The organism is Leifsonia sp. KNZ12-8B (assembly GCF_056755495.1).
The window spans coordinates 1-17,869 of the sequence record NZ_JBPGXM010000081.1 but is presented as its reverse complement, the minus strand read 5'-3'; the positions used below and the strand labels follow the sequence as shown (position 1 = coordinate 17,869).

The window sequence follows — 17,869 nt, the reverse complement described above, 5'->3', positions numbered from 1 at the left end:
GGTGGAGGGCGTGGGTGCGACGGGCGCGGTGGGCGCGGTGGGCGCGATGGCCGCGCGCTCGATGGCGAGGCCGTCGCGGTAGCGGTCGAGATACGCGGCGAAGCCGGCGACGTCCTCGGGATGGGGAACGACCGTCTCGAAGGAGAACCCGCCGAAGACGTGGTCGCGCAGGTAGGCGTCGAGGCCGCCGGGCCGGCTCGCCTTGGCGTACGCGGCGAGCACCGCGATGCCCCACGCGCCACCCTCGGACGCGGTCTCGGCGACCGACACCGGCGCATCCAGGGCGCCCGCGAGGAACCGCTGCGCGACCCCGGCCGTGCGGAACATGCCGCCGTGCGCGAACATGCGGTCGAGCGCGACGCCCTCGTCCGCGAGCACGCGCATGCCGAGCGCGAGGGTGCCGAAGACGCCGTAGAGCTGCGCGCGGATGAGGTTGCCGAGCGTCAGGCGGCTGTCGGGCGTGCGGACGATGAGCGGGCGCCCCTCGTCGAGGCCGGCGATCGGCTCTCCCGCGAGGAAGTTGTAGGCGAGCAGCCCGCCGCCGTCGGCCTCGCCCCTCAGCGCCTCGCGGAAGAGCGCGTCATACACCGCATCGCCGTCGATGGGCGCGCCGGCGGCCTCCGAGAACCGCTGGAAGACGCCGGCCCACGCGGCGAGCTCGCTGGCGCCGTTGTTGCAGTGGACCATCGCGACCGGGTCGCCGGCCGGTGTCGTGACGACGTCGAGCTCGTGGTGGACGCGCTCGAGCGGGCGTTCGAGCACGACCATCGCGAAGATGCTCGTGCCGGCGCTGACGTTGCCGGTGCGGGGCGCGACGGAGTCGGTGGCGACCATGCCGGTCCCCGCGTCGCCCTCGGGCGGGCAGGCGAGCGCGCCGGGCTGGAGGGTGCCGGTGGGGTCGAGCAGCGCGGCGCCCTCGGCCGTGAGCTCGCCGGCCGGCTCGCCGGCGGTGAGCACCTCCGGGAGCAGCGCGGCCAGTGCGGGGACGCGTCCGGCGGCGAGGTCGTCGTACGTCGCGACCATGCCGGCGTCGTAGCCACCGGTCGCCGGGTCGATGGGGAACATGCCGGAGGCGTCACCGACTCCGAGCACCTTCCGGCCGGTGAGGCGCCAGTGGACGTACCCGGCCAGGGTCGTCAGATGGTCGATGCGCGCGAGATGCGGCTCGGCGTCGAGGACAGCCTGGTGGAGGTGCGCGATCGACCACCGCAGCGGGATGTTCACGCCGAGCAGCTCGGTGAGCTCCGCAGCGGCCGCGCCGGTCGAGGTGTTGCGCCAGGTGCGGAAGGGGACCAGCAGCTCGCCGGCCGCGTCGAACGCGAGGTAGCCGTGCATCATGGCCGACACGCCGATGGCGCCGATCCGGTCCGGGCGCACGCCGTGCTTGCGCTCCGCATCGGCGACGAGGCCGGCGTACGCCTCCTGCACTCCGGCCCACACGGCGTCGAGGGAGTACGTCCAGGTGCGGTCGACGAACTCGTTCTCCCACTCGTGGGAGCCGACCGCCAGCACGACCGACGGGTCGTCGGCGTCGACCAGGCACGCCTTGATCCGCGTGGAGCCGAACTCGATGCCGAGCGCGGTGCGGACCGTGTGGATGGCGTCGGCGGCGTTGGCGGTTGCGGCGGTTCCGGCGGATTTCGCCGCGTTCGCGCTGCCGGCGGCGTTGTGCGGCGTGGCGCTCGCGGCGGGCTCGCCCTGGGACATGGTGTTGCCTCACTCCGTTGTGACCGGTCACATGATGTTGCTCAAGAGTATGACGAGGGAGGGAGGCGGCGCAAGCCGCGGCCGGCGGCCGGCGGGCGGCGGCTTGGCGGGCGGCGACTTGGCGGGCAGCGACCGGCGTCCCGCGCCCGGCGTCCCGCGACTGGCGAGGTGCGACCGGCAGCGCCCACCCGGACGGCACGGCCTCAGGCGGACTCTCGCACCACCAGTTGCGGCGCCACCGGCTCGGCGAACTCGGGCGCTGCGCCGCCCTCGATCTGCTCCACCAGCCGAGCGACGCAGCGTCGGCCGAGTTCCGCGAAGTCCTGCCGCACGGTCGTGAGGGGAGGCGCGAAGTAGGCCGCCTCCGGGATGTCGTCGAATCCGACGACCGCGAGATCCTCGGGCACCCGCCGCGCGGCCTCGCGCGCGGCGTGCAGTACTCCGAGGGCCATCTGGTCGTTCGACGAGAACACCGCGGTCAGCGCCGCATCCGCGAGCAGTTCCGCGCCGATCGCCGCACCCGATGCCGCCGTCCAGTCGCCCTCGCGGGTGACGATCCCGGTGACGCCCTTCCCCGCCTCGGCGATCTCCTCGAGGAACCCGTCGTGCCGGGCACGCGCTTCGGACCAGTCGCCGGGGCCGCAGAGGTGAGCGATCCGCCGATGCCCCGCCCGGATGAGGTGCCGCGTCGCCAGCCGCGCGCCCTCCACCTGGTCGACGAACACGCCGTCGTCGCCCGCGAGGCCGGCCCCGTGCAGCGTCACCGACGGCACCTGGAGAGACACCGCCGCCATCGCCTCCTGCACGCGCTGCTGCGGAGCGATGATCACGATCCCCTCGACCGCCTGGGCCATCAGGTGATCGAGAGCCGCCTCGACCGCGGCGACATCCGGCCCGCTGGCGTGCGCCACGGTGACGAAGTACCCCGCCTCACGCGCCGCATTCTCCACGGCATCCAGGCTGGACGCCGGCCCGAACAGCGAGGAGGCCGACGCCGCCAGCACGCCGATCGTCCGGGACCTGGCTGTCGTGAGCATCCGCGCCGCCCGGTTGGGACGGAAGTTCAGCTCCGCCATCGCCGCCAGCACCCGCTCACGCGTATCCGGCCGGATGCTCGGATGGTCGTTCAGGACGCGGGACACCGTCTGCCGCGACACCCCGGCGGCCGCAGCGACCTCCCTCACCCCGGGAACCCGTCCGCCTTCGCTCACCCCCTCACCATATCGGCGACCGGTGCCGCGACCGGGGCCGATGCCGCGAGCGCGGCCGATGCGGCGAGCGCGGCCGATGCCCCGAGCGCGGCCGAGTACCACGAGCGGAGTCCGACAGCCCTCTCGCCCCTCTGACGCCGTGACGACTCCTACCGCCCCAGCCCGTCGGCGCCCACACTCAGTCGATGAGATCGCGTTCCCCGAGCAGCCGCAGCACCTCGCGCCCCGCGGGCGGGCAGCGATCCGCATCAGCGGTCGTCACCCAGTGCAGTTCTCCGACTTCGCCCGACGCGACCGGCTCCGCGTCCGTCTCGGACAGGAACACCCGCATGTGCACCAGCCGGCCCTCGTGCTCACCGTGGGCGGGCGTCCGCACCTCGAACAGTTCGCGCAGCTCACCCGCCTCCAGCGGCAGCGCGGCCTCTTCGAACGCCTCCCTCGCCGCCGCCTCCGCAGCCGTCTCACCAGGGTCGATCTTCCCACCCGGCATGTAATACACCTCGCGCGCTCGCGCCGTGACCATGAGCACCGACCGGTCCCGGATCAGAGCGATCGCAGCGACCGCGAGTGGAGGAAGCGTCATGCCACTCACGCTAGCCACCCCGAGACGCGACCCCTCAGTCCGCCATCAGCTCACCTCCCCTTCCGCCACCTGCCGCAGCTGCTTCAGACCCCGCTCGAAATCCGGCCCGATCAGCTTCTCCATGTTGAAGAACCGAGACCAGAACGTGCGTGGCGTCTCCATACGCCAGAGCACACGCGTCCCCCCGTCCTCCGGCGTGAGCACGAAGTGCAGCGCGTTCCGCGAGCGGAACGGTCGCGTGAACTCGAGGTCGATATCGACACCGTCCGGCCTGACGGCATCGATCCGCATCCGGCCGGCACCCGCCTTGCGGTTGCCCTCCCAGCCGTAGGTCGAGCCGACCGCGCCCGGCTCGCCCGAGTACTCCCGGCGCAGGTCCGAGTCGAGGCCCTCCCACGGCGACCACTCCACCCAGCGGGGAAGCTCGGTGACGTAGGGGAGGAGCACGCCGGCAGGAGCCTGGATGCGTGCGTCGCGCTCGACGACGATGGTTTCGGTCATGCGCTCACGCTAGCCACAGGCCGCACGCCGGGCCAAGAGCGCCAACGCCCCGAATCGCAGGCATTATCGGGCTCGGACGCCGTGGACCCCTCGCTCCGTCGCTGGCATGATCGACCGCATGACCGGACGAACGATGCTGCTGGACAGCGCCTCCCTCTACTTCCGCGCCTTCTACGGCGTGCCCGACACGGTGCGCTCACCGGACGGGCAGCCGGTGAACGCGGTCCGCGGGCTGCTCGACATCATCGCCAAGCTGGTCGCCGACTACGGGCCGGAGACGGTCGTCGCCTGCTGGGACGACGACTGGCGGCCGGCGTGGAGGGTCGACCTCATTCCGAGCTACAAGGCGCACCGTGTGGCCGAGAACGTTCCGGGAGGGGTCGACGTCGAGCAGGTGCCGGAGGCGCTGGTGGCGCAGGTGCCGATCATCCGGGAGGTGCTGAGCGCTCTCGACATCCCCATCGTCGGCGCTGCGGAACACGAAGCGGACGACGTGATCGGGACGCTCGCCACCCGCGCGGACGGCCCTGTCGACGTCGTCACCGGCGATCGCGACCTCTTCCAGCTCGTCGACGACGCCGCGGACGTGCGCGTCATCTACACCGCTCGCGGCATGAGCAACCTCGAGGTGCTCACCGATGAGAAAGTGGTGGCCAAGTACGGGGTGCTGCCCAGCCAGTACGCCGATTTCGCCGCCATGCGCGGCGACACCTCGGACGGCCTTCCGGGAGTCGCAGGCGTCGGCGAGAAGACCGCTGCGGCACTTCTGCTGGAGTACGGCGACCTCGCCGGGATCATCGCGGCGGCGGCGGACCCTTCCGGCGGCATGAAGCCGGCACTCCGCGCCCGGTTCGCGGCTGCGGCCGACTACCTCACCGTGGCCCCGCGGGTGGTCGAGGTGGTGCGCGATCTCGACCTTCCGGAGGTCGACCGCCGGCTGCACACTCCGACAGCGGAACAGAGGGAGGAGGTGGATGCACTGGGGGAACGCTACGGCCTGGGCGGATCGCTGCAGCGACTGCTGTCCGTGCTGGAGTGAGGGCTGCGGCCTAAGCGTCTGACGCGCGCTCGGCGTCCAGCGAGGCGAGGTAAGCGGCATTCCCGCGGAGCGCGGCCTCGTAACGCTGCACCTCGGCCGTCGGGAAGCGGTCTGCGATCACGGTGAGAACGGCTCCGAGGGCGGCGCTCGGCCGGCCGGCCGCATGCAGGGTGAGCGCACGGAAGAGGCCGAGAGACTCCGACTCGGGGAATGCGGCGATGCCCTCGTCGAACACGGCCAAGCTCTCGTCGAGGCGGCCGAGGTTGCGCAGCGTGCTGCCGTACTGCAGATAGCACTGCCGCAGCCAACGCCCCTCAAGACCCGCGGCCATCGCCCGCTGGTAGTAGCCGAGCGCGGTCTCCTCCTGGCCGGCGGTGTCGTAGGCGCCGCCGACCTCGTACAGCACGGCAGCGTCGTCCGGATGTTCCGCGAGCACGTCGAGGAACGCTGCGATGGTCGGTGCCATGTGGGCCCGATCCCGCGCGGCGAAGATCTCGTCCAGTCGGGCACGCAGGGTGGTATCGGTGCTCATCAGGCCTCCTCGCTCCACGCTAACAGTCCCGCCAACACCGCAATCGCCCGGGAGAGCACGCTGTCGGAAACGCCCTAATCCGGATCGGAGGTGAAGCGCCACAGCTCCCGCTGCGCCAGCAACGCGAGCTCTCGGAGCACATCCAGGTCGCTCTCGGTCTCGAGAGGATCGCGGGCCGAGCGACCGAAGACGCAGAGCGCTCCGATGCGCGTGCCATCGGGGGCCTCCACCGGATAACCGGCGTAGAAGCGCAGGTGCGCCGGGCCGGTGACGAGGTCGCTCGCCGCGAATCGGGTGTCGTGCTCCGCATCCGGCACGACCATGCCGTCGGTGGACCGGATGGTGTGGAGGCACACCGACTGCTCGATCGGGATCTCGCGGAGCGTGGCGCCGACGGAGGCGAGGGGCCACTCCTTCTCGGCGTCCAGCACGGTGAACATCGCGATCTCGGTGCCCAGCGTGCGGCGGGCGGTGCCCACCAGCCGATCGAGCTGCGGGTCCCGGGAGCGCTCGGCGAGCCGCAGCCGTTCGATCGCTTCGACCCGACGGTCGGCCGCGTGATCAGGGGCGCTTCGCGGCGGGCTCGGCGACCGTTCGAGCGCGAGGGCGACCCCGTCGGCGATGTGGCGGGCCCAGAACAGGTACTGGGCGGGTGAGCGATGCCGTCCGCGGGAGGCTGGAGGTCCGGGTTCCGGGAGTGGGATGAAGACGGCGCCTTCGTCCGCACAGGCGAGCCGGGCCTCCTCGTTGAGGCGGTCCGCACGGCGCTGGACGTGCTCGCTTCCCGGACCGTCGTATCCGCGGATCGATCGGATCGGCTGGGCGCCCAGCCAGAGCACCGGCCGATCGACGCCCCCGCTGGCCTGGCGCAGCAGAGTGCGGGTGCGCGCCGCCCACCGGTCGGGCCGTGCCGCCCGGAGCGAGTCGGCAACGGCAGCGCTGAGGATGACGGCGTCGTACCGGTCGAGGTCCGTCCTGGCCAGCATGCGGGCGAGACGGGCGACACCGGCGGAGGGATGCGGCAGCACGTCGACGACGCAACCGCGCCCCGTGGTGGACGCGAGCGCGCGGGCCAATGCTCCGGGGAGAGCGAGGTCGTGGCTGGCCACGCCCCAGCCCGCGACCGGTCCGGATCCGGCGAGGAGGATGCGGAGGCTGCGGCGTCCGGCGGCGAACGCCTGCGGCGGGTCGTGCGGGCGCGTCAGCCCGGCGCGGATCCTCGCCGCCCGCGCGCGCCAGAGGAACCGGGACGTCAGCGGCCAGCGGGCGGGCGGGGAGTCAGCGCGGTTGGGATGCGCCGCCGTGTCGTGCGGGGGTGCGGTCGCACCATGCGCCTGCCCGGTCGAACCGTGCGTCGGCGTGGTCGCACCGTGCGCCTGCCCGGTCGAACCGTGCGCCTGCCCGGTCGCGCCGTGCGCCTGCCCGGTCGCCCCCTGCGCCTGCCCGGTCACTCCACGCGCCCACGTCGACGCGCTCTCCCCCGGCGCCGCCTCCTCAGCAGCGCGGTCCACCACCCCGCGTCTCACCGCCTCCGGCTCCGCCTGCGGCTCCGTCTCCCCCTGCGCTCCACCCCGCGACGGCAGCGGTCGCGTCAGGGGCGGGGCGTCGGTGGGGTCCACCCATCGACCGTATCCCGCCCCGCGGCGTCCGACCACCGAGTCGGGGCGGGCGCGGCGCGGGGCGGGTCCGCCGATGTTCGCTTACGGCAGGATGTGGCCCGCCGCGCGGAACAGGCGGTACCACTCCTCGCGGGTGAGCGGCAGGTCGGACCCGGCGGCCGCGTCCCGGACTCGCTGCGCGTTCGTCGTGCCGAGCACGACCTGCATGCGGGCGGGATGGCGCGTGATCCAGGCGACGGCGATCGCGGTCGGCGTCACGTCGTAGGCGGCGGCGAGCTCGTCGATCACGTCGTTCAGCTCGGCGTACTGCTCGCGGTCGCCCAGGAAGACGCCGTCGAAGAAGCCCTTCTGGAACGGCGACCACGCCTGCAGGGTGATGTCGTGCAGGCGGCTGTAGTCGAGCAGGCCGTCGTCGCGGACGATCGACTGTTCGAGCCCCGCCATGTTGGCCGCCACACCCTGCGCGATCAGCGGGGCGTGCGTGATGCTCAACTGCACCTGGTTCGCCACCAGCGGCTGCCGCACCCAGCGCTTCAGCAGCTCGATCTGGCCCGGCGTGTGGTTCGAGACGCCGAACGCGCGCACCTTGCCGGCCTGCTCCAGCTCGTCGAACGCCGCCGCCACCTCCCCCGGCTCCACCAGGGTGTCCGGGCGGTGCAGGAGGAGGAGGTCGAGGTAGTCGGTGCGCAGCGCCTCCAACGACTCGTCGACCGTGCGGAGGATGTGCTCGCGCGAGAAGTCGAAGAACCCGTCACGGATGCCGACCTTGGACTGGATGATCACCTGGTCGCGCTCGCCGGCGGGCACGGCGCCGGCATCGCCGAACCGCCGCTCGCACGCGTGGCGCTCCGCGCCGTAGATGTCGGCGTGGTCGAAGACCGTGACACCGGCCTCCCGGGCGGTGCGGACCAGACTGCGCAGCTGCTCGTCGTCCAGCGACTCGATGCGCATCAGGCCGAGCACGATGTTGGAGGCCGGGACGTCGATCCCGGGAAGCGTGACCATTCTCATGACTACCATCATGCCTTTCGTCAACCCCCTGTCTGATGGCGGATATGCGTCTACCGTCGTCACTCCCGGACGAGTCGCTTCCGGGACGAAGGAGGCTCCCATGACCATGACACCCGAGGCACGAGTGGCAGTCGAGAGCTTCCGCGCCGAAGGGATGATCGGCGACGCGACGCGCCAGGACGCGAAGCGCGCCGAGACGCACACGGTCACGTCGGCGGCCGCCCAGGGCTCGGGCCTGCTGGCCAGGAGCACCCAGGCTGCCGGCACCCCGGCCGCCGTCACCCCGGCTACTGGCACCCCGGCGAGGACCACCGGCACCGAGGAGGCGGCGTCTCCGATCTCGAGTCTCGTCGCGGCGGGCCGCTCGCCGCGGTACATCGTGACGGCCCTGGGCCGCCAGTTCCGGGTGAGCGCCGAGATGGCCGCCATCTTCCTCCGCCAGGTCGAGCGCGTCGTCGAGGGCGACAGCTCCGCCCTGGTGGTGCTCCGCCACGAGGAGGGCGTCGAGCTCTTGCTGGTGACGGACGACAACTCGTTCAGCATCCACGCCCTCCCGCAGTGAGCACGGCCGGCCCGTGCGGGTCGTAGTCTCGACGCGTGGATGGGCGCGATGCGGGTGAGCGCGATGCAGGGCAGCGCGATGCGGGGCAGCGTGATGCGGGTCAGCGCGATGCAGGGCAGCGCGGTGCGGATGAGCGCGATGCGAGGCAGCGTGATGCGGGTCAGCGCGATCCGGGTCAGCGCGGTGCGAGTGAGCGCGATGCGGGTCAGCGCCATGCGGATGAGCGCAATGCGAGCGGGCGCGATACGAGTCAGCGCGATGCGGATGAGCGCGATCCCGGTCAGCGCGATCCCGATCAGCGCGATGCGGGCGCCCGCGCTCTGAACGACCGCGATGCGCGGGCCGTCACAGACGCCCGTGCGGCCTTCGCCGAGGCGGCCGCCCGGCTGTCCGCCAGTGCCGCGCGCGACGAGGTGCTCGCCGAGCTGATCACGGACCGACGGACGCTGTTCATCCGGCGGGAGCCCGCACTCCGGGCGATCGGCCGGGTGTGGCGGCTGGGCGTGCTGCTCCTCGGCGTGCCCGCGAACGGGTCGGACGCCGTGCGCCTCTATGCCACCGGCAATCTGATCCGCGCCACGCCGCCCGGGCGCACGCAGTACATCTCGAACTCGGCGGAGACGCGGAGGGCGTACCGTGCGGCGGCCGAGCGGGGGCACATCCCGCGCGGCGAGACGGTGAACTTCGACGCGGCGCCGATCCCGCTCGACGTGGAGGGGCTGGCCGCGTCCCGCGGTCCGCTGCTGCTGCGCGATGGGCGCGTGCTCGTCCGCTGGAGCGCGGCGACGACCGACGCGGACGCGCGCGACGTCCGCTCCTACCTGGACGAGCGGGTGGACCTGCTGGCCCACCCGCCCGAGGGCGCCTGAAACAGCGCCGACGCCTCCCGTCGCCGACAGCGCCGGGAGGCGTCTGTATCGGCGTCAGGTCGCGGGCGCCGCAGTCCCCGCACCGGTGGAACCCGTGCTGCCGGTGGACCCGGTTCCGGTCGAGCCGCTGCCGGTGGACTCGGTTCCGGTCGAGCCGCTGCCGGTCGAACCCGAGCCCGTCGAACCCGAGCCGGTGGACCCGCTGCCGTTCTTGCCGGTGATGTCGTCGAGCTTCGACGAGGCCTTGTCGGTCGCCTTGCCGACCGCCTCGCTCACCTTGTCGCCGACCTGGGATGCCGCACGACCGGCGAAGTCCTTGACGTCGCCTTTCACCTGCTGCACCTGGTCGGACTCCGAGAAGCCCTGCCACTTGTGCTTGATGTTTTCGTACGCGCCGCGCCCGGCGCGAGAACCGATGACGAATCCGACGGCCACACCCGCCGCAAAGATGAGAACCTTCATGCCCGGCACGGTACGCGCGCCCCCGGGCCTGCGACAGGGGGTTGCCGCGTCGGGCAGCGCTGCCGGGGAGCACAATGGGCGCGTGGCCGACTCCTCGACTCCCGCTCGCCCCTCGCCGGGGGCCGCGCGGCCGGGTGCCGCGGCCCGCGACGCCAAGACCCGCGGCACCGCACCCGCCGATCGCCTCGAGCACGCGCTCGCCTCCTGGGCCGCCGGCGCCGCGGCTCCGCCCGCTGCCGAGACGTTCTTCGGCGTGTCCACGCTGGTCCTCGTGGAGGGCGACAGCGATCGCGTCGCGGTCCGGGAGGCCGCGCGGCTGCTCGGGGTCGACCTCCACGCGTCCGGAGTGGCGGTCGCGCCGATGGGAGGTGCGATGAGCGTGCGTCGCTTCGTGGCGGCCGTCGACGGAGCGGACGGGCGCGGGTCGCTGCGGGTGCGCGGGCTCTGCGACGTCGGGGAGGTGCGGTTCTTCGAGCGGGCCGGGGTGGCCGACGTGTTCGTGTGCCGGCCGGATCTCGAGGGCGAGCTCATCGCCGCGCTCGGGGTCGCCGCGGTGGAGGAGGCGCTGGAGCGGGAGGGCGACCTCCGGCTGTTCCGCCGGTTCCAGCGGCAGCCCGCCCAGCGCGGACGGGCCGTGGAGGGGCAGCTGCACCGGTTCTTCGGCACGACGTCCGGGCGCAAGGAGCAGTACGCCCGCGTGCTCACCTCGGCGCTCCCACCGGAGCGGGTGCCGGGCGCCCTGAGGGGCGTGCTGGGCGCTTAGCCGGGATGCACCCGCGGCGTGCCGGCTCGCCCCACCGGGACGTGCGCATGGCGCGCGCAAGCGCGCAGCCCGACACCCTGGCACGGCAGCCGCGACGCACCGGCGCGGGCGGACGCACCGGCGCCACAGCTCCGCCGCCTCACCCCTCTCACAGCCCCCGTCTCACGCGGGCGCCAGGATCGCCGCGATCAGCAGGAGGGCCGGCACCGCGAACATCGTCGTCAGGAGGACGATGTCGCGGGCGACCGCGATGCCGCGGTCGTAGCGAGCGGCGAAGTTGAACACGTTCTGGGCGGTGGGGAGCGCGGCGAGCGCGACCGCGGCGAAGAGGGCGTGGCCCTCGAGGCCGAAGGCGCGCGCGATCAGGAAGGCGATCACCGGCATCGCAACCGTCTTGAGGATCACGCCGGTCACGATCTCCACCCGTCCGTGCCCGGCCTGCAGCGGGCGCGAGCCGTGCAGCGACATCCCGAACGCCATCAGCACGAGCGGGACCGCGGCGCCGCCGAGCAGTTCGAACGGCTGGAACACCGCATCGGGGACGGGCAGCCCCGTCACGTCGACGAGGATGCCGAGGACGGAGGCGATGATCATCGGGTTGCGCACCGGCTGGGTGAGGATCGAGCGCAGCGACACCGATCCACGGCCGGCGATGTCGAGCACGGTCAGCGCGACCGGCGCGAACACGATCAGCTGCAGCAGCAGCACGGGCGCCACGTAGGAGGCGCTCCCGAGCACGTAGACCGCGACCGGGATGCCGATGTTGTTGGCGTTGACGTAGCCCGAGCCGAGCATCCCGAGCGTCGTCTCCGGCACCGGGCGACGGAAGAACAGCCGCGACAGCAGGAGGTACAGCCCGCCCGACAGCACCGCTGCGATCCCGCCGACCAGCAGCTGCGCCGAGAACACGACCCGCAGGTCGGCGTGGGCGAGGGTGACGAACAGCAGCGCGGGGTTCGTGATGAAGAAGGCGATGCGGTTCAGGACGTAGCCGGCCGACGGTCCGCCGATTCCGGCGCGCCCCGCGAGGTACCCGACGAGGATGACGAAGGCGATGATCCCGAACCCGGTCAGCACTCCGCCCACTCCGCAAGCGTAGCGACCCGGCGGGACGCGTCGCGGCGCGGTGCAGCGGACGAGACGCTTGCCGCAGCGCGGGATGCGGGATGCTGGACGAATGCCGCTCGTGACCCATCCACCCGCCCGCGCCGCCTTCCTCGCAACGCATCTCGTGCGCGGTGAGAGCGGGGCGGAGTCGGGCCTCGCGTGGTTCCGCACGGACGCGCCGCACGAGGAGCTCAACGCCGTGCTCTGCGCCACAGCGGACCGGATCGACGACGCCGCCCGCGCGCTCGACGGCGTCCCCGCACTCTGGCACTCCTGGCCCGGCGACCCCGCGTACGACATCGAGGCCGGCCTGCTCGCACGCGGGTTCGCCTTCGTGGAGGAGGAGCCGCTCATGACGATGCCGCTCCCGCCGCAGGGGCATCGGCCGGTCGGCATCCTGGGCCCCCGGCTCCCCGGCCTCCGCATCAGGGAGGCCGACGCCGACCGACTCGCCGACTGGGCCCGCGTGTGGTTGGGGGCCGAACCTCCCGCGGGCGTCGTCACGGGCCTGCAGCGCGCCGGGGACGCGGCGCGCTACCTGCTGGCCGAGCTCGACGGCGTGCCGGTCGCGTGCGCCGCCGCGATCGTGGCGGACGGAGCTGTCGCAGTGGAGCACGTGGTCACGGCCGTCGGGCATCGCGGTCGCGGCATCGGGACGACGCTGACGGCGGCGGTCGTCGAGGCCGGATGGCGGCGCGGAGCGACCACGGCCGTGCTCACCGCCTCCCCCGACGGCGCCGGCGTGTACCGCCGGCTGGGCTTCGCCGAACGGGGGCGCGTCCGCCGGTTCAGCGCAGGGTGAGGCGCGCGACGAGCGCGATCCGGCCGAGGACGGAGCGGCGCAGGACGCCCCGCCTCACCTCCGCCGCATCGGCCCCCGCGCCACCCGCACGGCGATGGTGACCAGCAGCACGATCGCCGCCGCGGCGAACGCGGTGACGGCGACCGGAGCCGACGGGAGGTCGCCGGTCAGACGCGACACGCCGATCCAGGCGAGACCCCACGCCAGCGACAGCGCGGGCGCGATGCGGCCGCGGCTCCAGATGGCGAGCGACGAGCCGAGCACGGCGACGATCGCGAGCAGCGCGAGCGCCCAGGCGTGCGGGCTCCAGCCGAAGCCGTCGAAGCCGGCGGCGGTGAGCCAGGCCGTCACGTTCGCGACCGTCGCGACCATCACCCAGCCGAGGTAGAGGCCCATCGTGCCGTCGAGGAGGATGGCATCCGCGGTGGACTCCGCCGGATGCCTGCGCAGCAGCACGAACGCCACCGCCAGCACCGCGAGCAGCACGACGATCACCGCGACGCTGAGGCCGAGCAGACCGGCCTGCACCGACAGGATCCACGCGGCGTTGAGCAGCAGGGAGGCCAGGACCCACCAGCCGAGGATCCGCTGCCGTTCGCGCGCGGCCTGCGAGGGCAGCGCCTGCCAGACCGCGTACAGGACGAGGCCCGCGTAGATCACGGACCAGATGCCGAAAGCGGGCCCGGCGGGCGCGACGAGGGTCGCGTCCGGCCCGAGCGCCCCTCCCGCGACCCGGGGGATGGGTGTTCCCACGACGGCGCCGGAGCCCACGAAGGCGCCGATGATGGCGACGACCGTTCCGGCCAGGACGACGGACTGGCGCACCCGGTCCACGGCGAGCGGGTGGGTCGCGCCTCTGGTCAGCGTGCTCATGCGCGTCACGGTACTCCCGCGCCCGAGCCGGGCACCGCCACAGGTCAGGCGGACGCCGAGGGGACGCGCGCCACCACGATCGTGGCGTCGTGCTCGTCCGACGACTCGATCGCCGCCGCCAGCCCGGCCGCCGCGAACAGCTCCGCCGACACCGGCGCCTGCAGTGCGCTCGCCTCGATCAGCAGCGCACCGCCCGGGGCCAGCCACTCCGCCGCCCCGGCCGCGATCCTCCGGTGCAGGTCGAGGCCGTCCACGCCGCCGTCCAGGGCGACGCCGGGCTCGTGGAGGCGCGCCTCCACCGGCATGAGGACGATCTCGTCGCTCGGGACGTACGGCGCGTTCACCGCGATCACGTCGATCCGGCCGTGCAGCGCATCCGGCAGCGGCGCGAACAGGTCGCCCGCCACGACCCGCTCGGGCGGGAGGTTGAGCCGGGCGCTGCGGACGGCCACCTCGTCGATGTCCGCCGCCCAGACCTCCGCCTGCGGGAGGCGGGAGGCCACGACCGCGCCGATCGCGCCGGACCCGCAGCAGAGGTCGAGCACGACAACCGACGACTGCGCCGCCGCTGCGGCCGCGATCTCGACCGCCCGCTCCGCCAGGAACTCCGTGCGCCGGCGCGGCACGAAGACGCCGGGCAGCACCCGCACGCGCAGGCCGCAGAACGCCGCCCAGCCGAGGAGCGGCTCCAGCGGCTCGCCGGCGACCCGCCTGGCCACGAGCTCCTCCAGCGCGACCGCGTCTCCGGCGGCCGCCTCGGTCAGCAGCTCCGCCTCGTCCTCGGCGAACACGCAGCCGGCGGCGCGCAGCCGCGCGACGAGGGCGGGATCGGCCGGGGTCACCCGGTCATGCTAGCGAGCCCGCCGACGGACGAGACCCCGACGGGCGAGACCGCCGACGCATCAGTACGGCCGCTCGGCTCAGTACGGCCGCTCGGCGAGCAGCCGCGCGAGGTGCGCGGCGTTGTGCGCGACGCTCGCGTTCGTGCTGGCCACGGACTCCGGCGTCTCGTCCAGGTCCTTGTAGTCGACCGAGCCCATCGCCTCGCCGTTCCAGTAGGTGGCGCCCTGCGAGGGGATGCTGAAGCCCACGTCGTTCAGCGCCTGGAAGAGGTCGGCGATGATCTTGTGCGCGCCGTCCTCGTTGCCGACGACCCCGGCGATGGCGACCTTGCCCTCGACGAGCGGACGGCCGTTGTCGTCGGTCTCGGACAGCTCGGCGTCGAGGCGCTCCAGGGCGCGCTGCGCGATGGACGACATGTGGCCCATCCAGGTCGGCGTGACGATGAGCAGGATGTCGGAGGCGAGCACCTGCTCGCGGATGCGCGGCCACTCGTCGCCGTCGCCCTCGTCCACCTCCACTCCCGGCTTGATGTCGTAGTCGGCGAGCCGGACGGCCGTGCCCGTGACGTCGTGGGTCGCGAGCTCGTCGAGGAGCTGCTTGGCCAGCAGCTGGCTGCTGGACTCAGCGGGCGACGCCTTCAGGGTGCACACGAGGGCCAGAGCGGTCAGGGGTCGGGTGGCATCCGTCATGCACGCGAGTCAACGCGCGGCCCGAGCGGGAATCAACCCCCCGGGCCCCGACCTTGACCTCGCGGGAGGCTGCACGTACGAATGGGGTCATGAAGCGCATCCACTATGCGAGCGGGTCGCTGCAGACGGGGGATGCCATCGCAGAAGCGCTGGTCGCCTACGCTGCAGCGCTCGCGCTCAACAACGCGGCCGCCGAGGTGCGCGCTCCTGCCCTGCTCGAGAACGGCGAGCGGGGCGAAGTGCTGATGCTGCTCGGTCCGGCCAGCCAGATCCTCGTCGAGGACGGGGAGTCCGCCGACGAGCTCGTCGACGACGAGTTCGTCGCCGGGATCGAGGTCAAGACGGAGGAGCTCGGCCCGCGCAGGGCGACGTTCGTCGAGTCCGGCACCGAGGACGCCGAAGGCATCGACCTCGACTTCCTGTGACCGCCGGATCCGGCCCCGCCGCATCCGGAGTCGGCGGCGTCGCGCTCCTCGGGCTGGTGGAAACGGCAGGCCCGCGTACTATCGCAGCAGAGATCGACGACCGGGAGAGGGCATGCAGGTGTTTCACGTCTACATCGACGACCTGAGATTCACCTTCGTCGACCGCGCCCCCGTCGAGGAGCTCAAGGCCCGCGTGGTGCAGGCGAGCAGAGACAACGGCGACTTCGTCTCCGTCACGCAGTCCAGCCGCCCGCCGAGCGAGATCTTCATCACCGCCCAGACGCGCGTGCGCATCGAGACGGCGACCATCCCGCGCGAGCCGGTGGCGCACAACGGCGACACCGAAGAGGACGACGACGCCTTCTGGTTCGACTTCGACTCGCTCTCCTGAGCGGGTGAACCAGTCGGGAGGCCGGGCCCGCAGCCGCTGTTCGCTTCCTCCATCACTCCCGTCATCATCCGACGTCAAGCGGTTCCCTCACGCGCACGGAGGGAGGATGCTCGACGCATGCCGACGATCCCCGCGAGCGCATCGCTCTGGCTCGAGACAGCGCCTCCCATCGCGACCGACCACTTCGAGTGGGACGGCGAGTACGACACGGTCGTCGTCGGCGCCGGACTGACCGGCCTCTCGACCGCCGTGATGCTGGCGCGCGCCGGGATGCGCGTCGCCGTCCTCGAGGCGCGGAGCGTCGGCGCGGTCACGACCGGCAACACCACCGGCAAGGTGAACCTGCTGCAGGGCACGACGCTGTCGGACATCCGCAAGCACACCTCCGACCGCAACCTCTGCGCGTACGTCGACGGCAACATCGCCGGACGCGGCTGGCTGCTCGACTTCCTCGACGAGCAGGGCGTGGCGTACGAGGTGCGCGACGCGGTCACGTACGCCACCACCCTCGACGGGCTCGACCGGCTCGACGCCGAACTCGCCGCCCTCCGCGCGGCCGGGCTCGACGCGGCCACCGAGGAGCGCACCTGCGAGCTGCCGTTCGCGGTGGAGGGCGCCCTCACGCTCCGCGATCAGGCGCAGGTGCACCCGGTGGAGGTGCTGGCGGCCCTCGCCGCGGAGCTGCGACGACTCGGCGGGCGGATCGTGGAGGGCGAGCGCGTGACCGCCGTGTCGGCCGCCGATCCCGTGACCATCACGAGCACCTCCGGCCGGACCAGGGCGAAGCAGCTCATCCTCGCGACCGGGACCCCCATCCTCGACCGCGGCCTCTACTTCGCGAAGGTGGAGCCGCTGCGCTCGTACGTCGCCGCCTTCCGCGTGCCGGGCGGCATCCCGCGCTCGATGTACCTCTCGGCCGACTCGCCCACGCGTTCGCTGCGCGCGGTGCCCGTGGATGACGGCGAGCTGCTGCTGGTCGGCGGCAACGGGCATCCCGGCGGCCGCGGCGGCGTCACCTCCGACCGCGTCGCCGACCTGACCGCCTGGGCCGCGCAGCACTTCCCCGGTGCGGAGCGGACCCACTGGTGGTCCGCGCAGGACTACCGGTCCGCCAACCGGGTGCCCTTCGTCGGCTGGCTGCCGCGCGGGCGCGGACGCGTCTACCTCGCCACCGGCTACGCGAAGTGGGGGCTCACGAACGCGGTCGCGGCGGCACTCAGCCTGACCGCCGACCTGACGGGAGAGACGCTGGAGTGGGCCCGCACCCTCCATCATCGGGTCACCCGCCCCGCCGACCTCGCCTCCGGCGCCAAGATGAACGCCGCGGTCGGCGCCGCCGCCGTGACCGAGTGGACGAACGCCGAGACCGGTCCCGACCTCACCGGCGCCGCCCCTCCCGCCGAGGGGGAGGGCGTGGTCGGCCGGCACGGACGCGCCCCGATGGCCGTGTCGACCGTCGGCGGCGTGACCTGCGCGGTCAGCGCGGTGTGCACCCACCTCGGCGGCGTGGTGCGCTGGAACGACGCCGAGCGCTCGTGGGACTGCCCGCTGCACGGCTCGCGGTTCTCGCCGGACGGGTCCGTGCTGGAGGGACCGGCCACGCAGGCGCTCGCGGCCGTGGTGGGCGAGGGCGTCGGCGGCGAGGGCGTCGGCGGCGAGGCCGACGATCCGGCCGGTGAGGAGAACGGTCGTGATTTCACCTCGGGCGGGGCGTCTTCACAGGCCTAGTACAGAATCCGATATGGCAGTAACCTGGCGGCATGAGCACTCCTGACGAGAACACGCCGCAGCAGCCCGCCGCGGGCAACACTCCCGGCTCCGTGCCGCCGGTGCCCCCGGCCGCGCCGGTCCCGCCGGCAGAGCCCGCCCCGTCCGCCGCC

The 17,869-nt window shown here is 73.1% G+C and carries 20 protein-coding genes; 8 read left to right on the top strand and 12 right to left on the bottom strand.

The genetic code is table 11. The annotated features are described in order from the left end of the window. The 4 genes from ACR9ZG_RS12435 to ACR9ZG_RS12420 all read right to left on the bottom strand — a co-directional run. Nucleotides 1-1,707 (bottom strand): xylulokinase (locus ACR9ZG_RS12435; RefSeq protein WP_481285157.1); only part of this gene is annotated, 1,707 nt, incomplete at its 3' end. A gap of 203 nt (nucleotides 1,708-1,910) precedes the next feature. Beyond that, nucleotides 1,911-2,918 (bottom strand): LacI family DNA-binding transcriptional regulator, encoded by a 1,008-nt coding sequence (locus ACR9ZG_RS12430; RefSeq protein ID WP_481285156.1) that lies wholly within the window; start codon nucleotides 2,916-2,918, stop codon nucleotides 1,911-1,913. Nucleotides 2,919-3,096: 178 nt separating this feature from the next. Continuing rightward, nucleotides 3,097-3,501 (bottom strand): NUDIX domain-containing protein, encoded by a 405-nt coding sequence (locus ACR9ZG_RS12425; protein ID WP_481285155.1) that lies wholly within the window; start codon nucleotides 3,499-3,501, stop codon nucleotides 3,097-3,099. Between the two features lie 45 nt (nucleotides 3,502-3,546). Next, nucleotides 3,547-4,002, bottom strand: coding sequence for an SRPBCC family protein (locus ACR9ZG_RS12420; RefSeq protein ID WP_481285154.1), 456 nt, complete (start codon nucleotides 4,000-4,002; stop codon nucleotides 3,547-3,549). A 118-nt stretch (nucleotides 4,003-4,120) separates the two neighbouring features. On the opposite strand from ACR9ZG_RS12420, the gene ACR9ZG_RS12415 reads away from it, so the two are divergent. Continuing rightward, nucleotides 4,121-5,041 carry a 5'-3' exonuclease gene (locus ACR9ZG_RS12415; protein ID WP_481285153.1) on the top strand — a complete coding sequence of 307 codons (921 nt, stop codon included), beginning with the start codon at nucleotides 4,121-4,123 and terminating at the stop codon, nucleotides 5,039-5,041. Nucleotides 5,042-5,051: 10 nt separating this feature from the next. Here ACR9ZG_RS12415 and ACR9ZG_RS12410 read toward each other — a convergent pair whose 3' ends face one another. From ACR9ZG_RS12410 to ACR9ZG_RS12400, 3 genes are all read right to left on the bottom strand, one after another. Further along, complete coding sequence (locus ACR9ZG_RS12410) at nucleotides 5,052-5,573, bottom strand: tetratricopeptide repeat protein (RefSeq protein ID WP_481285152.1); 522 nt, start codon at nucleotides 5,571-5,573, stop codon at nucleotides 5,052-5,054. Between the two features lie 74 nt (nucleotides 5,574-5,647). Next, entirely contained in the window at nucleotides 5,648-7,192 is a 1,545-nt protein-coding gene (locus ACR9ZG_RS12405; protein ID WP_481285151.1) for a hypothetical protein, read from the bottom strand. An 81-nt stretch (nucleotides 7,193-7,273) separates the two neighbouring features. Next, the gene (locus ACR9ZG_RS12400; RefSeq protein WP_481285150.1) at nucleotides 7,274-8,203 is read right to left on the bottom strand and encodes an aldo/keto reductase; all 930 of its coding nucleotides are present in this window, start codon (nucleotides 8,201-8,203) and stop codon (nucleotides 7,274-7,276) included. Between the two features lie 100 nt (nucleotides 8,204-8,303). On the opposite strand from ACR9ZG_RS12400, the gene ACR9ZG_RS12395 reads away from it, so the two are divergent. After that, entirely contained in the window at nucleotides 8,304-8,765 is a 462-nt protein-coding gene (locus ACR9ZG_RS12395; RefSeq protein WP_481285149.1) for a hypothetical protein, read from the top strand. Nucleotides 8,766-8,800: 35 nt separating this feature from the next. Continuing rightward, nucleotides 8,801-9,634: a hypothetical protein gene (locus ACR9ZG_RS12390; RefSeq protein ID WP_481285148.1), complete on the top strand. Its 834-nt coding sequence runs from the start codon at nucleotides 8,801-8,803 to the stop codon at nucleotides 9,632-9,634. A gap of 54 nt (nucleotides 9,635-9,688) precedes the next feature. Here the strand turns inward: ACR9ZG_RS12390 and ACR9ZG_RS12385 are convergent, their stop codons facing one another. Beyond that, entirely contained in the window at nucleotides 9,689-10,096 is a 408-nt protein-coding gene (locus ACR9ZG_RS12385; protein WP_481285147.1) for a hypothetical protein, read from the bottom strand. Between the two features lie 82 nt (nucleotides 10,097-10,178). Between ACR9ZG_RS12385 and ACR9ZG_RS12380 the strand changes: the two genes are divergently transcribed. Beyond that, complete coding sequence (locus ACR9ZG_RS12380; protein ID WP_481285146.1) at nucleotides 10,179-10,859, top strand: TOPRIM nucleotidyl transferase/hydrolase domain-containing protein; 681 nt, start codon at nucleotides 10,179-10,181, stop codon at nucleotides 10,857-10,859. A 162-nt stretch (nucleotides 10,860-11,021) separates the two neighbouring features. On the opposite strand, the gene ACR9ZG_RS12375 is transcribed toward ACR9ZG_RS12380, so the two are convergent. Continuing rightward, nucleotides 11,022-11,945 (bottom strand): AEC family transporter, encoded by a 924-nt coding sequence (locus ACR9ZG_RS12375; protein ID WP_481285145.1) that lies wholly within the window; start codon nucleotides 11,943-11,945, stop codon nucleotides 11,022-11,024. Between the two features lie 100 nt (nucleotides 11,946-12,045). On the opposite strand from ACR9ZG_RS12375, the gene ACR9ZG_RS12370 reads away from it, so the two are divergent. Beyond that, entirely contained in the window at nucleotides 12,046-12,768 is a 723-nt protein-coding gene (locus ACR9ZG_RS12370) for a GNAT family N-acetyltransferase (protein ID WP_481285144.1), read from the top strand. Between the two features lie 54 nt (nucleotides 12,769-12,822). Here the strand turns inward: ACR9ZG_RS12370 and ACR9ZG_RS12365 are convergent, their stop codons facing one another. The 3 genes from ACR9ZG_RS12365 to ACR9ZG_RS12355 all read right to left on the bottom strand — a co-directional run bounded on the left by ACR9ZG_RS12365 (nucleotide 12,823) and on the right by ACR9ZG_RS12355 (nucleotide 15,173). Continuing rightward, entirely contained in the window at nucleotides 12,823-13,641 is an 819-nt protein-coding gene (locus ACR9ZG_RS12365) for a tryptophan-rich sensory protein (protein ID WP_481285143.1), read from the bottom strand. Nucleotides 13,642-13,685: 44 nt separating this feature from the next. After that, nucleotides 13,686-14,483, bottom strand: a complete 798-nt coding sequence (locus tag ACR9ZG_RS12360) for a putative protein N(5)-glutamine methyltransferase (RefSeq protein ID WP_481285142.1) — start codon at nucleotides 14,481-14,483, stop codon at nucleotides 13,686-13,688. A gap of 78 nt (nucleotides 14,484-14,561) precedes the next feature. Beyond that, complete coding sequence (locus tag ACR9ZG_RS12355) at nucleotides 14,562-15,173, bottom strand: flavodoxin family protein (RefSeq protein WP_481285141.1); 612 nt, start codon at nucleotides 15,171-15,173, stop codon at nucleotides 14,562-14,564. A gap of 89 nt (nucleotides 15,174-15,262) precedes the next feature. On the opposite strand from ACR9ZG_RS12355, the gene ACR9ZG_RS12350 reads away from it, so the two are divergent. From ACR9ZG_RS12350 to ACR9ZG_RS12340, 3 genes are all read left to right on the top strand, one after another. Further along, a complete protein-coding gene (locus ACR9ZG_RS12350; RefSeq protein ID WP_481285140.1) occupies nucleotides 15,263-15,598 on the top strand; it encodes a hypothetical protein in 336 nt (111 codons plus the stop codon). 112 nt (nucleotides 15,599-15,710) lie between these two features. Then, a complete protein-coding gene (locus tag ACR9ZG_RS12345) occupies nucleotides 15,711-15,989 on the top strand; it encodes a hypothetical protein (RefSeq protein ID WP_481285139.1) in 279 nt (92 codons plus the stop codon). Between the two features lie 117 nt (nucleotides 15,990-16,106). Further along, entirely contained in the window at nucleotides 16,107-17,717 is a 1,611-nt protein-coding gene (locus ACR9ZG_RS12340) for an FAD-dependent oxidoreductase (RefSeq protein ID WP_481285138.1), read from the top strand. Nucleotides 17,718-17,869 lie beyond the last annotated feature (152 nt).

Excerpts from the sequence above, each read along its gene's own strand:
- ACR9ZG_RS12425 (WP_481285155.1), bottom strand. The coding sequence starts at position 3,501 with ATGACGCTTCCTCCACTCGCGGTCGCTGCGATCGCTCTGATCCGGGAC.
- ACR9ZG_RS12420 (WP_481285154.1), bottom strand. The coding sequence starts at position 4,002 with ATGACCGAAACCATCGTCGTCGAGCGCGACGCACGCATCCAGGCTCCT.
- ACR9ZG_RS12415 (WP_481285153.1), top strand. The coding sequence starts at position 4,121 with ATGACCGGACGAACGATGCTGCTGGACAGCGCCTCCCTCTACTTCCGC.
- ACR9ZG_RS12410 (WP_481285152.1), bottom strand. The coding sequence starts at position 5,573 with ATGAGCACCGATACCACCCTGCGTGCCCGACTGGACGAGATCTTCGCC.
- ACR9ZG_RS12400 (WP_481285150.1), bottom strand. The coding sequence starts at position 8,203 with ATGAGAATGGTCACGCTTCCCGGGATCGACGTCCCGGCCTCCAACATC.
- ACR9ZG_RS12395 (WP_481285149.1), top strand. The coding sequence starts at position 8,304 with ATGACCATGACACCCGAGGCACGAGTGGCAGTCGAGAGCTTCCGCGCC.
- ACR9ZG_RS12385 (WP_481285147.1), bottom strand. The coding sequence starts at position 10,096 with ATGAAGGTTCTCATCTTTGCGGCGGGTGTGGCCGTCGGATTCGTCATC.
- ACR9ZG_RS12365 (WP_481285143.1), bottom strand. The coding sequence starts at position 13,641 with ATGAGCACGCTGACCAGAGGCGCGACCCACCCGCTCGCCGTGGACCGG.
- ACR9ZG_RS12355 (WP_481285141.1), bottom strand. The coding sequence starts at position 15,173 with ATGACGGATGCCACCCGACCCCTGACCGCTCTGGCCCTCGTGTGCACC.
- ACR9ZG_RS12350 (WP_481285140.1), top strand. The coding sequence starts at position 15,263 with ATGAAGCGCATCCACTATGCGAGCGGGTCGCTGCAGACGGGGGATGCC.
- ACR9ZG_RS12345 (WP_481285139.1), top strand. The coding sequence starts at position 15,711 with ATGCAGGTGTTTCACGTCTACATCGACGACCTGAGATTCACCTTCGTC.
- ACR9ZG_RS12340 (WP_481285138.1), top strand. The coding sequence starts at position 16,107 with ATGCCGACGATCCCCGCGAGCGCATCGCTCTGGCTCGAGACAGCGCCT.